This is a genomic window from Streptomyces sp. NPDC025793 (assembly GCF_055558375.1).
In genome coordinates, this window is the sequence record NZ_JBVHMR010000008.1 from 263,067 (window position 1) to 275,222 (window position 12,156).

General features: G+C 71.4%; 12 protein-coding genes. 7 read left to right on the forward strand and 5 right to left on the reverse strand.

Annotation, left to right across the window (positions count from 1 at the left end; all coding sequences use genetic code 11):
* Nucleotides 1-92: 92 nt before the first annotated feature.
* A complete protein-coding gene (locus tag ACZ4MF_RS18585; RefSeq protein ID WP_467493045.1) occupies nucleotides 93-779 on the reverse strand; it encodes a haloacid dehalogenase type II in 687 nt (228 codons plus the stop codon).
* Between the two features lie 270 nt (nucleotides 780-1,049).
* On the opposite strand from ACZ4MF_RS18585, the gene ACZ4MF_RS18590 reads away from it, so the two are divergent.
* Nucleotides 1,050-1,661, forward strand: coding sequence for a TetR/AcrR family transcriptional regulator (locus tag ACZ4MF_RS18590; RefSeq protein ID WP_356023276.1), 612 nt, complete (start codon nucleotides 1,050-1,052; stop codon nucleotides 1,659-1,661).
* A 72-nt stretch (nucleotides 1,662-1,733) separates the two neighbouring features.
* Here ACZ4MF_RS18590 and ACZ4MF_RS18595 read toward each other — a convergent pair whose 3' ends face one another.
* From ACZ4MF_RS18595 to ACZ4MF_RS18605, 3 genes are all read right to left on the reverse strand, one after another.
* Nucleotides 1,734-3,197, reverse strand: coding sequence for a helix-turn-helix domain-containing protein (locus tag ACZ4MF_RS18595; protein WP_467493093.1), 1,464 nt, complete (start codon nucleotides 3,195-3,197; stop codon nucleotides 1,734-1,736).
* 396 nt (nucleotides 3,198-3,593) lie between these two features.
* Nucleotides 3,594-4,169: a cupin gene (locus ACZ4MF_RS18600; RefSeq protein WP_467493046.1), complete on the reverse strand. Its 576-nt coding sequence runs from the start codon at nucleotides 4,167-4,169 to the stop codon at nucleotides 3,594-3,596.
* Complete coding sequence (locus ACZ4MF_RS18605) at nucleotides 4,166-4,837, reverse strand: class II aldolase/adducin family protein (protein ID WP_467493047.1); 672 nt, start codon at nucleotides 4,835-4,837, stop codon at nucleotides 4,166-4,168. The genes ACZ4MF_RS18600 and ACZ4MF_RS18605 overlap by 4 nt, the downstream gene beginning before the upstream one ends.
* A gap of 525 nt (nucleotides 4,838-5,362) precedes the next feature.
* Between ACZ4MF_RS18605 and ACZ4MF_RS18610 the strand changes: the two genes are divergently transcribed.
* From ACZ4MF_RS18610 to ACZ4MF_RS18630, 5 genes are all read left to right on the forward strand, one after another.
* On the forward strand, nucleotides 5,363-6,364 hold the full coding sequence (locus tag ACZ4MF_RS18610; RefSeq protein WP_467493048.1) for a class I SAM-dependent methyltransferase: 1,002 nt from the start codon (nucleotides 5,363-5,365) through the stop codon (nucleotides 6,362-6,364).
* Between the two features lie 28 nt (nucleotides 6,365-6,392).
* Nucleotides 6,393-7,382, forward strand: a complete 990-nt coding sequence (locus tag ACZ4MF_RS18615; protein ID WP_467493049.1) for a DMT family transporter — start codon at nucleotides 6,393-6,395, stop codon at nucleotides 7,380-7,382.
* A complete protein-coding gene (locus tag ACZ4MF_RS18620) occupies nucleotides 7,379-8,026 on the forward strand; it encodes a class I SAM-dependent DNA methyltransferase (protein ID WP_467493050.1) in 648 nt (215 codons plus the stop codon). Before ACZ4MF_RS18615 ends, ACZ4MF_RS18620 begins: the two co-directional genes overlap by 4 nt.
* 75 nt (nucleotides 8,027-8,101) lie before the next feature.
* Nucleotides 8,102-9,328 carry a methionine adenosyltransferase gene (gene metK / locus ACZ4MF_RS18625; RefSeq protein WP_467493051.1) on the forward strand — a complete coding sequence of 409 codons (1,227 nt, stop codon included), beginning with the start codon at nucleotides 8,102-8,104 and terminating at the stop codon, nucleotides 9,326-9,328.
* 157 nt (nucleotides 9,329-9,485) lie between these two features.
* Nucleotides 9,486-10,469, forward strand: a complete 984-nt coding sequence (locus ACZ4MF_RS18630) for a carbohydrate kinase family protein (RefSeq protein WP_467493052.1) — start codon at nucleotides 9,486-9,488, stop codon at nucleotides 10,467-10,469.
* An 11-nt stretch (nucleotides 10,470-10,480) separates the two neighbouring features.
* Here ACZ4MF_RS18630 and ACZ4MF_RS18635 read toward each other — a convergent pair whose 3' ends face one another.
* Nucleotides 10,481-11,245 (reverse strand): alpha/beta fold hydrolase, encoded by a 765-nt coding sequence (locus tag ACZ4MF_RS18635; RefSeq protein WP_467493053.1) that lies wholly within the window; start codon nucleotides 11,243-11,245, stop codon nucleotides 10,481-10,483.
* 71 nt (nucleotides 11,246-11,316) lie between these two features.
* On the opposite strand from ACZ4MF_RS18635, the gene ACZ4MF_RS18640 reads away from it, so the two are divergent.
* The gene (locus ACZ4MF_RS18640) at nucleotides 11,317-12,111 is read left to right on the forward strand and encodes a phosphatase (RefSeq protein ID WP_467493054.1); all 795 of its coding nucleotides are present in this window, start codon (nucleotides 11,317-11,319) and stop codon (nucleotides 12,109-12,111) included.
* Nucleotides 12,112-12,156 lie beyond the last annotated feature (45 nt).

A 12,156-nucleotide genomic window follows, 5' to 3' on the forward strand; every position in this document is an offset into this window, starting at 1 on the left:
AGAGTCGGCGACCGACGACAACGCGGCTGGGGGTCCCTCTGGGGGAGCGCGCACCAGACCCCGCGACGCCGGCATGATCCGAACGACACCCCCTAGGGCAGGACTTCGGCCAGTTCGGTCAGGTCGTGGGTCCGCCAGGTGAAGGTGTCGGTGTCCCGTGGCGGGTCCCCGACCGGTCGCCGGACATGGGCGGTTCGCATGCCCAGCGCCTGGGCTCCGCGCAGGTCCCAGGCGTGGGCGGCGACCATCAGCACCCGCTCCGGTGGGCAGCCCGCCGCGTCGAGGGCGAGTCGGTAGACCTCCGGGGCCGGTTTGCAGGCCCGGGCGTCCTCCGCGGACAGGGCCTGGTGCCAGCGCAGGCCCGCATGCGCGTTGAGGCGCAGCAGGCACGCGCGACTGGCGTGGGTGAGGGCCAGCACGGGAAAGCGCTCGGCGAGGCGTGCCAGGCCGGCGACGGAGTCGGCCCAGGGGTTGAGGCGCCGTGCGGCGGTGGCCAGGCGCGCGAGGGCGGCCGGATCGGTGAGCCCGGCGCCTGCGGCCACGCGCTCGGCCGCCTCCCGGTCGATGACATCGGAGTTGGCGTAGGCCCGCCGCCTCTCCCTGATGCCGTCCTGAGCCTGCTCGACGTACTCCTGCCAGACGGTCAGCAGCCGGTCGACGGTCGCCTCGTCGGACGCGGGCAGGGCGTCCCGGATGGCCGCGCGCAGTCCGCCGGGCTCGTCGACCATCGTGCCGAGGACGTCGAGGACGACCACCTCGATGTCGGGCGCCCGGGTCATCCCGCCTCCTCGTCGTCGCGTTCCGGCGGCACCCAGCGTGGCCCGAACCGGCTGTCCAGGACCGCGATTACCCCATCGGCGGCATGTCGCAGGCGGCCGGAACCGGCATTGGGCATTCCGGTCGGAAAACAGCGCGTCCGAATCCCGGTGGAATTCACAGTCGTTGCCGGAATCATCAGCCAATTCACGAAAGGAGGCGTGTGAATTGCCGGGACCGGGTCGCAGCGGCTGTTGTAACTATACCGCTGGGTGTACCGTTACGGCGTGGCGATGAACAGCGAGACCGTCGGTCGAGGGAGCAAGCGGCGCGGCATGCGGCACCTGACGCCGGCGGGTGTCCGGGTGCTGGAGACCGCCTCCCGGCTCTTCTACGAGCAGGGGATCCGCGCGGTCGGCGTGGAGGCGATCGCCGAGGAGGCGGGCGTCACCAAGAAGACCATCTACGACCGCTTCGGCTCGAAGGAAGACCTCGTCGTCGCCTATCTGCGGACGCGCGACGGTCTCTGGCGTTCCACGCTGGTGAAGCACGTCAACGGCCATGACGGGCCCGCGGAAGAGAAGATCCTGGCCACGTTCGGCGCCCTGCGCGACTGGATGCGCGAGCGGAGCCTGCGGGGCTGCGCCTTCATCAACGCCTCGGTGGAGCTGCCGGCGGACCACCCGGGCCGGGAGGTCGCCCGCGACCAGAAGTCCTGGCTCCTCGCCTACCTGGAGGACCTCGCGGCACAGGCCCGCCTCCGGGATCCCGCCACGCTGGCCGCCCAGGTGCTGATCCTGCACGAGGGGGCCTGCGTCGCCGACTCCATGGGGTCGGTGGGCCGGGCGGTCGATCACGCCGAGCAGGTCGCCCGCGTCCTGGTCGAAAGGGCGCGTACGCGGTAACACGCCACGAATGGCGCCCTTTTCACCCGTCCCGCTCGTGTCTCTCTTTCCGCTCCCCTCGCTCTCTCGCTCTCACGCCCGCTCTCCGCACCGAATACCGGTGTTCACCGGAATCGGCTTTCCGGTCCCGGACGCGACACGGGCACGCGCCGGAACGAAACGCGAATTCCGTTTCGCTCGCCGAGCGGGTACCCGGCCGCCGGCGGAGTTGCCGTCCAGCCGCCTGGCCAGGTCGGCGGCGTACGCCCGCAGCAGGTCGTGCATGAGGTAGTGGCGCTCGTCCTGGCTCCGGATCAGATGCGCGCCGGCGAGGCTGCGCAGCAGCCGTGCGGCCTCGTCCTGGCTGACGCCCGCGCTCGCCGCGGTGGCGGCGGCGTCGATCAGCCGGCCCGGGAGCAGCCCCAGCAGCCGGAAGACACGCGCGGTCTGCTCGTCGAGCGCCTGGTAGGAGGCGTCGAACGCGTCACGGAGCACGACGTCCCCCTCGGCGAGCTCCAGCCGGGCGTGCTCCTGCTTGAGTTCGGTGGCCAGGGCGTCGGCGCTGTGGTGCTCATGGCTCACGATGCGCTCGGCCGCCAGGACCAGCGCGAGGGGGAGATGCCCGCAGCGTTCCGCCAGTACGGCCACCGCGGCGGGGTCGGCGTCGGCGCGTGCGCCGCCGATGGCCGAGCGGATCAGCAGGGCGGCCTCGGGCCGGCACAGCTCGCGCAGGGACAGGGTGACCGCGTCGGTCAGGGACATCAGTCCGGGCAGGCGCGAGCGGCTGGTCACCACGACGGCACAGCCCGCGGAGCCCGGGAGCAGGGGGCGGATCTGCTGGGCGTCCGCGGCGTTGTCCAGGACCAGCAGCACCTCACGGCCGTGCAGATAGGAACGGAAGGTGGCGGCCCGCTGGTCCAGGTCCGCCGGAACGCGCTCGGCGGGCACGCCCACGGCACGGAGCAGGTCCGCCAGGACGTCGTAGGGCGCCGCCGCGCCGCCCGGCTCGGGGCCCTGGAGATCGACGAACAGCTGTCCGTCGGCGAACCGGCCGTCGCTGACGGCCTGGTGGGCCCACTGCACGGCCAGCGCCGTCTTTCCCACGCCCGGCGGCCCGTTGATGACCGCGACGGGTACCGCGAGGGACTGCTCGTGGCCGTGCAGCAGCCTGTCCAGCCGGTCGAAGTGGCCACGGCGGCCCACGAAGTGCCGTTTGGCCGCAGGCAGTTGGGCGGGCTGGACCCATCCCTGCTGCTGGCGGGCGGCCGCTTCCAGGGCCAGGGCGATGGTGGTGAAGGTCCTGCCCGCGTTCAGCACCCGGTCGCAGGCCTTCGCGAAGCTCACCGAGGGCAGCCGCTTGTCCGTCTCGATCCTGCTGAGGTGCCCCCGGTTGAAATGCATCCGGGCGGCGAGCTGCGAGAGCGAGAGCCCTCGCTGCTGCCGGTGGGCGCGGAGCAGTTGCCCGAACGTCCCCGCGGCGCCGGCACCCGCGGGACAGTCGGCTCCCGTGCGCGAAGAGTGCGTCGCTGCCGTGTCCTGTGCCAGTTCCCGTACCACTGTCAAGCCCCCTGTTGTACGAATGGTCCGAATCGGCCCGGCACGCCAGGTCGCGTGCTCCGAGCCGGTCCAGGCGGGTTGCGCGGGTGTGCCGGCAGGGCGTACTCGTCCCCGAGTCCCTGGTGAGCACGTGATGACCGACGCCGGCCGCGTCCCCCGTCCTGCCCCGTCCGGCTCCTGCGGCGCAGTGGTCAGTGAGCCGGTGGCGGCCCCGGGACGTGCCGGGCGGGAAGAGCGGGCCTCCCGCTGCCGGAGCGGCCGGCCGTGGGCCGTGGGCGGCGACGCGTCGGCGGGCTGTCCGCCGCGGATCTCACGAGCGGTGCGGGTCCGGCGCGTCGGGCGTCTCGCCGCAGACGCGACATCGCCCGGCCCGGACAGTGGTGCGGACGGCGCGGCTCATGACGTCGCCGGCAGATCGTCGAAGGCCGGGAAGCGGGCGGCGATGCCGTCCGGCAGGAACCGGACCGGGCGCTCGCCGGCCTCCTGGAAGAAACGGATCGCGGTGTAGCACGGGCGCGCCCCCGCGTCGAACCAGTGCGCCGTCCGGCCGGGTACGGACAGCAGGTCGCCCGCCGTGCACAGCATCGCGTGCACCTGTCCGGCGACATGGAGGTAGAAGCAGCCGGCCCCGTGCACGACGAAGCGCACCACGTCCTCGTCGTGGAAGTGTTCCGTACGGAACCTCGCACGGGCCGGATGTGTCCGCCGGGGACGGTCCCGGTCGCCCGGCGAGGACGTGACGCGCGCGATGTCGGCGACCGGGTAGCCCTCGGCACCGAGATGTCCGATGTGGCTCCGGTAGGCATGTCTGATGGTGGCGTCGTCGGCGTCGGCCGGGAGCCGGCGGGCGGCGTGCCAGCGCGCGAAGCGCACACCGATTCCGAGCAGTTGCTTGTGGATGACGTCCACGTCGCCGGTCCGCACCCGCACCGTCTCCGGCGCGTCCTCCGGCATGATCTGCAACAGCGTCACCGAGCATGCACCGTGACCGCGCCGGCCGTGCCGGTGCCCGTCAGCAGGAGGAAGTGGCTCAGCTCCTCGATGCACTCCAGTCTGTCGCGCGCCTCGTCGGTGTCCCGGCCCCAGGCGAGGATGCCGCTGCGCTCGACGAGCAGGGCCGGCGGCACGTCGGCGGCCGCGGCGTCGAGGGCCCGCGTCACGTCGTCGGCGACACGGGAGACGTCGGGCCGGTTGGCGACGACCGGCAGTGCGACCAGGCGGGGGTCCGGGCTGCCGAGACCCTTCGCCATCTCCAGGTCCCGGAAGACGACGCGGCCGATGTGCCCGTCGCCGGCGGCCAGGGTGGCGAGGGCGGTGGAGTACGGGGCGTGCGCGTGGACCACCGCCGCGCAGTCGGGCAGCCGGCGGTGGACCGCGAGGTGGATCGGGGTCTCGGCGGGGGGCCACTCGGTCTCCCCGGACAGCGGCAGGCCTTCGAACGGGTCGACCAGCACCGTGTCCGCCGGATCCATCACGCCCTTGTTCAGACCGCCCGCCGTGATCATGACCGCTTCACCCGAGCGGAGCGAGACGCTGCCGAACGTTCCCGGCAGCCAGCCGGAGCGGTGCAGGGACCGGCCGACGAGCGAGAGGTGTGCACGCTGCAGCTCGGCGTCGTCGCGGATGTATACGGGTTTCACCGGGGCTCTTCTCCTGACAGATGGAGCGACACGCGTACATCTCCTTCGTGGGGGGAGAGAGATGGAGAGGTATACCTACCGGTATAGCTACATGCTAGGGAGGCGATCTTTCCGGTGTCAACGACGCGGCGTCGGGGTGGCCGAATCGGGCCCTGGTGTTGAAATCTGACATCCCGTCTGGTAGCGGCCGGTCCCGGCGAGGCGGCGAGACGTCCGCTTCGTGGAGGTATGAGAATCACCCCGGACGTGGCCGAGGAATGAGCACCCGCCTCGCGGCAATGGCCAGAAGGCGAGTACGGCACATGTGATGCGGCGTCGTACGTGTACAGCACATCGGGTCCCTTGCCCGGCGGTTCTGCCGTTGCCCGTCGAGAGACAACAGGCCGACCCTGTACAGCCGTTGCACGAGGTGACGATAGTGAAGCCACTTCCACCGCAGGGACGCCGGCCCCGTGAAGAGCGGGATGCGATTTCCCACTCCTTTCTTCGGTGCAGGCCGCTGTCGTCACGTCTGAGGAGGCCGAGATGGGTGCACACATAGAATCTGCCGAACTGGTGGTGTCGCCGGGCGATTTCTTCCAGGTCGGTGAAACAAAGCGGATCAGATCATCCATCGGACTCAGGCTGTCGGACCACTCCTACCTTCCGAAGGCGGACGAGCCACGCGCCGACTGGGTCGCGAGCGTCGCCGTGCCGGCGTTCAAGACCCTGGCCCGGATGGGCGTCCTCGCCCCGACCTTCTGCACGATCGGGACGGGCGCGGGGCTGGACGCCCTGGCGGCCGTGGAGATCCTGCACGCACGGACGGTGGGCTTCACCGACCTCCACGAAGACGTCCTCGCCCACGCGCGGGAGAACATCCGGAGCAATCTGCTCGACGACGACGTCCAACTGGTCGGGGGCGCCGGGGACATCCTCGCCCCGATGGCCGGACGGCTGTCCCAGGTCGACGTGGTCTACGAGAACCTCCCCAACATCCCGATGGCGGACAGCGGGGACCTCGCCGCCGGCCAGACCAGCTCGACCTTCATCACGGAGCGCAGCGAGGAGATCCCCGGCTTCGCCGAGAAGAACCTCGTCACGCTGCACTATCTGGCCCTCCAGCAGGCGCATCCGTTCCTCCGGGTCGGCGGCCATGTGCTGTCGTCCATCGGTGCGCGCGTGCCGTTGTCCGAGATCCTGGCCCTCTCCGGGGCCGCCGGATACAACGGCAGCATCCTGACCTACACCTGGAAGGTCCAGTCCGAACCGCGCGACGTCGTCGGCGGCTACGCCCAGTGGGAACGCGAGGGACTGGGGCCGTTCCACTTCTATCCGGTGAACATTCTGCGTGACGCGTTCGAGGGCCTGTCGGTCGCGGCGGCCGGGGCGCAGGCGCTCCGACTGGAAAAGCGGCTCTCGCCGTTCGAGATATCCGCGGTGGACGCGCTGACCCTGGTCGAGCGCGGCGAAAAGGTCGGGCACACGGTCGCCGTTCTCGACTCCGTGAAGATTCCCGACTCCGGCGCGCCGAGGTGGAATTCATGAATCCCGGCGGCCGAAACACGGCTCCGTGATGGGCAGCACGCGAAAGAACGTGGCCGCGGCGCTGACGGCGGCCCTGCTCTGGGCCTTCGCCTTCGTCGCACCGGCCGCCGTCAAGCCCGCGAGCGAGCTCCTGCTGGTCACCGGCCGCTACTCCCTGTTCGGGCTGTGCGGCCTCTACGTCCTGTACCGCGGCCGGCGCCAGCTCGGGCAGATGCCCCTCCGGCGGATCCTCTTCGGCCTGTACCTCGGCTTCGTGGGGTATTTCTGCTTCTACGTCTGCGTCTCGTACTCCGCGACCATGGGCAGCGGCTTCATCACCGCCGTGGTCGTGGGATCGTCACCGATCACGATCGCGGTGGCCGGCAATGTCGCCGAAAAGCGAATGTCGTGGAGCGAGTTGGTCGCACCGGTCGTCCTGATCCTGATCGGCCTCACCCTCCTCAGCTCCTCGGACTTCGTCCACGGACAGCGTGCGGACGGCGCGAACGACTCGATCCTCGGCATCGCGCTGGCCCTCGGGGCCATGCTCACCTGGTCCTACTTCGTGGTCCGCAACGCCCAGTCGCAGCGCACCTGGGAGACGAAGCCGGACCCCACCATCTGGGCGGCCCTGGTGGCGATGGGCGCCGGTGGCGCCTCCATGGTCCTGCTCCCCTTCGCCCTCGCCACCACACCCGACGCGACGTTCACCCCGTACCCCCTGTTCAAGATCATCGCGTGGTGCGTGTTCCTGGGCGTCATCGGATCCTGGTGGGGGACGTACATCTGGGTGAAGGCGGCACAGGGCATCCCGGTTCCGCTGGTCGGGCCGCTGCTCGCCACCGAGACCATCTTCGGGGCGATCATGAGCCTGCCGGTGGAGCGGCGGACGCCCTCCTGGACCGAGGTCGGCGGTGCCCTGTTCGTGCTCTCCGGGATCGCCGTCTACCTGGTGTTCGACGTGAGGAACTCCCGCAGCGGGCCGAGTGCGCAGCGGCCACGCTCGTTGGCGTCATCCGACAAGGAGGCAATTTCATGAGCAACTCCTTCACCAACATCAAGAAGTCCCACGTGTTCTTCGACGACTCCCCCGGCCTGAAGAGCTACTACGAGGACTGGGCGCCGCGGTACGACGTGGACCTGACGGACCAGAAGTGGGTGTCGCCGCGTGTGGCCGCCAACCTGGTGCACCTGCTCGCCTCCGCCTACGCGGCGCCAAAGACCGCCGTCTTCGACGCCGGCTGCGGTACCGGCCTGGTCGGCGTCGTCCTGCGTTCGCTGGGCGACTACGTCATAGACGGCGTCGACCTGTCGGAGAACATGGCCGCCGAGGCCGGCAGGACCAACGCGTACCGGAAGGTCTACGGCGGCGTGGATCTCTCGGTGGCCCGGCGGGACGAGCGGCTGGACCGGTACGGCATCGTGGTCAGCAGCGGTGTGTTCACCCTCGGCCATGTGCGCCCGACGGCCCTGCTCACGCTGATCGAGTACGCGCTGCCGGGCGGACTGATCGTGGTGTCCACCCGCGGCAGCTACGCCACCGCGACGGGATTCGAGGACTTCGCCCGCTCGGACCGGGTCCGAGAGCTGGTCTCGCTGGAGTTCACGCTCCGCGACGCCCACTACATCGCCGAGGAGGGGGGCGACTACTGGGTCTTCCGCAAGACCGGACCGGCGCGGTGACCAGGGCGCGGCGCAGCCGCGCCGGTACGGCCGAGCGCGTACCACCCGCCCACCCCTCTTCCGTTCTGGAGTGCCATGTCCCGCTCCCTGTTCACCTCGGAGTCCGTGACCGAGGGCCATCCCGACAAGATCGCCGACCAGATCAGTGACACCGTCCTCGACGCGCTGCTGCGTCAGGACCCCGCCTCGCGCGTCGCGGTCGAGACGCTCATCACCACCGGTCAGGTGCACCTCGCGGGCGAGGTGACGACCTCCGCCCGCGTCGACATCCCCGCGCTGGTGCGGGAGAAGATCCTCGACATCGGCTACGACGCCTCGGCCAAGGGCTTCGACGGCGCCTCGTGCGGGGTGTCGGTGTCGATCGGAGCGCAGTCCCCGGACATCGCGCAGGGCGTCGACACGGCGTACGAGTCCAGGGGCGCGGGCGCCGCCCCGTCGGCCGGGGCCGACGAGCTGAGCCGGCAGGGCGCGGGCGACCAGGGCCTGATGTTCGGCTACGCGACCACCGAGACGCCGACCCTGATGCCACTGCCCATCGAGCTGGCGCACCGCCTCGCGCGCCGTCTGACGCAGGTCCGCAAGGACGGCACCGTCCCCTACCTGCGTCCCGACGGCAAGACCCAGGTCACCATCGAGTACCTGGGCAGCCGGCCGGTCCGCCTGGACACCGTCGTCGTCTCCTCGCAGCACGCGAGCGACATCGACCTGGACCGTCTGCTGACGCCCGACGTCCGCGAGTACGTCGTCGAACACGTCCTCGCCCAACTCGCCGACGACGGGATCAAGTTGGACACCGACGGCTACCGCCTGCTGGTCAACCCGACCGGCCGCTTCGAGATCGGCGGCCCGATGGGCGACGCGGGCCTGACCGGCCGCAAGATCATCATCGACACCTACGGCGGCTACGCCCGGCACGGCGGCGGCGCCTTCTCCGGCAAGGACCCGTCCAAGGTGGACCGTTCGGCGGCGTACGCGATGCGCTGGGTCGCCAAGAACGTCGTCGCGGCCGGGCTGGCCGAGCGGTGCGAGGTCCAGGTCGCGTACGCCATCGGCAAGGCCGAGCCGGTGGGCCTGTTCGTCGAGACGTTCGGCACCCACGCTGTCGCCGTCGAGAGGATCGAGCACGCCGTCACCGAGGTCTTCGACCTGCGCCCGGCCGCGATCATCCGCGATCTCGACCTGTTGCGTCCGATCTACGGCCGGACCGCGGCCTACGGCCACTTCGGCCGGGAGCTGCCGGACTTCACCTGGGAGCGCACCGACCGCGCCGCCGCCCTGCGCCAGGCGGTGGCGGCGGGCTGACGGCGCGCCGCCGGACGCGGTCCGGCGCGGCAGACGGCGGTGCGCGGTTTCCCCCGGCCGCGCACCGCTTACCCGCACGGCGCCGCACGCGCCCTCCCCTCCCCTCTCTCCCTCCCCCTCTCCCCTGCCCCGGCCCCAGGACCAAGGAGTGCCGTCCATGCGTATCGCCGTGACCGGGTCGATCGCGACCGACCATCTGATGGTGTTTCCCGGGCGCTTCGCCGAGCAGCTGATCAAGGAGCGACTGGAGCGGATCTCCTTGTCGTTCCTCGCCGACCGGCTGGAGGTGCGCAGAGGCGGGGTCGGCGCCAACATCGCCTTCGGGCTCGGCCTGCTCGGCCTCGATCCGCTCCTGGTCGGTGCGGCGGGCGTCGACTTCGCCGAGTACGGCGCCTGGCTGCGGGCGCACGGCGTCGACACGTCCGGCGTCCGCGTCAGCGAACGTCTGCACACCGCGCGCTTCGTGTGCACCACCGACGAGGACCAGAACCAGATCGCCACCTTCTACGCCGGTGCCATGGCCGAGGCGTCCCGGATCGACCTGGCCGCGGTCGCCGGGCGCACCGGCAGGCCCGCGCTCGTGCTGATCGGCGCCGACGACCCCGCCGCCATGCTGCGCCACACCGCCGCGGCCCACCGTCTCGGCATCCCCGTCGCCGCCGACCCCTCCCAGCAGCTCGCCCGCCTCGACCGCGAGCAGGCCCGTCAACTCATCGACGGCGTACGGTGGTTGTTCACCAACGAGTACGAGGCCGCGCTGCTGCTCGAACGCACCGGATGGACCCGCGAGCACCTGCTCGGCCGGATCGGCACCTGGATCACCACACTGGGCGAGGCCGGGGTGTCACTGGCCCGCTCCGGCGCGCCCGCCCTGCGGATACCCGCCGTGCCCGCGGACGAGATCGCCGACCCCACGGGGGCGGGGGACGCCTTCCGCTCCGGCTTCCTCGCCGGTACGGCGTGGGGCCGGCCGCAGGAACAGTCCGCCCGGCTCGGCTGCGCCCTGGCCACCACGGCGCTGGAGTCGGTCGGCACCCAGGAGTACAAGCTGATCCCGTCGGACCTCGTCGCCCGCATCGACCGGGCGTACGGCGCGGACACGGCCCGCGCCCTCGAACCCCGGCTGGCGCAGGTGCCGTGACGCCGCCGGGGTCACGCCAGGCCGGCCGCCGTCGCGCGCGCGAATCCCTCGGGGTTGTCCAGCATGATGTTGTGGCCGCAGTCCGGTACCCGCGTCACGGTGACGCCGGCCGCCTCCAGGGACTCGATGCCGGTGAAGGCGTCATCGGCCTCGGGGAGCAGGTAGGTGCGCGGAATCGGCAGGCCGACGAGGAGTTGGCGCATGGTGGGGGTGGTGCCGCGGACGAGATGCGCGGCGCTGCGGTACAGCCCCTCGCGACCGGCCAGGCGCATGGTGGACCACCAGTGCGGGCCGACCCGGTCGCGGACCTCCGCCCAGCCGCCCGCCAGGAACGCCTCCTCCGAGTAGGACGCGATGCCGCTGCTGCCGCCCCCGCGCGGCCGGGGCTGGAGCGGATCGAGGTTGGCGTCGATCAGGACGAGGCGTGAGACCAGCCCGGGGTGGCGGGCGGCCAGCACGATCGCCACGGAGCCGCCCATGCTGTGCGCGATGAGCTCGCCGCCCGTGACTCCGGCGGAGGTCAGGGCGGCGGCCAGCGTGTCCGCGTGGGATTCGAGGGTGTAGTCGAAGTCCGCCGGACGGTCGCTGATGCCGTGTCCGAGCAGGTCGATCAGCAGCGAGCGGCGGCCGGCGAGCAGCGGGTGGACCGCGGCCGCGGCGAAGTACGCCGGCGAGGTGGCTCCCAGGCCGTGCACGTACACACGGGCCGCCTCCTCCCCCGGCAGTTCCACCCAGCGCATCAGATCACCCGCGGGCGTCACAGCGGCGGCACGCATGTCCGTCCCCCTCCCCCTATGTCGATTCGACATACCTTACGCCCGCCCCGCGCTGCCTCACAATGGAAGGCATGCCGATATCCGGGACACCCAGCCGCGCCCAGCTCGTCGACCATCTGGTGAGGACCCGTATCGCGGGGGACGTCGCCACGCCCCGCGAGAACAACCTCTCCCACTACCGCAAGCTGGCCAACGGCGACCGCCACTACTGGCTCGGTCTGGAGCTGGACGACCGCTGGGCGGACGAGCAGGACGTGCTCGCCGTGATGGCCGAGCGGGTGGGCGTCAACGACGACCCCGAGTACCGGTACGGACAGGACACCATCGACCCCGAGTTGACCGTGGACGGGCTGGAGCGGATGGCGGCGCGGCTGCGCAAGGCGGCCGAGGGTCGCCAGCGGGTGCTGTTCGCGACCGGTCACCCGGGCGGCCTGCTGGACGTGCACCGGGCCACGGCCGCCGCGCTGCGCGCCGCCGGCTGCGAGATCGTGGTCATCCCGGACGGGCTCCAGACGGACGAGGGCTACGTCATGCAGTTCGCGGACGTGGCGGTGCTGGAGCACGGGGCGACGCTGTGGCACACCCACTCCGGGGAGCCGATGCGGGCCGTTCTGACGGGACTTGAGCGCGAGGGGCGTCCGCTGCCCGACCTCGTCGTCGCCGACCACGGCTGGGCCGGGTACGCCGGGCAGCACGGTGTCGACTCCGTCGGGTACGCCGACTGCAACGACCCGGCGCTGTTCCTCGCCGAGTCCGAGGGCACCCTCCAGGCCGTCGTACCGCTGGACGACCATGTGCTGAGCCCGCGTCACTACGACCCGCTGACGGCCTATCTGCTGGCGGAGTCGGGGCTCGTGACGGACTGACGGCACCGGACGACAGCACTGTGCGGCTCCTCGCGCGCGGAGCCG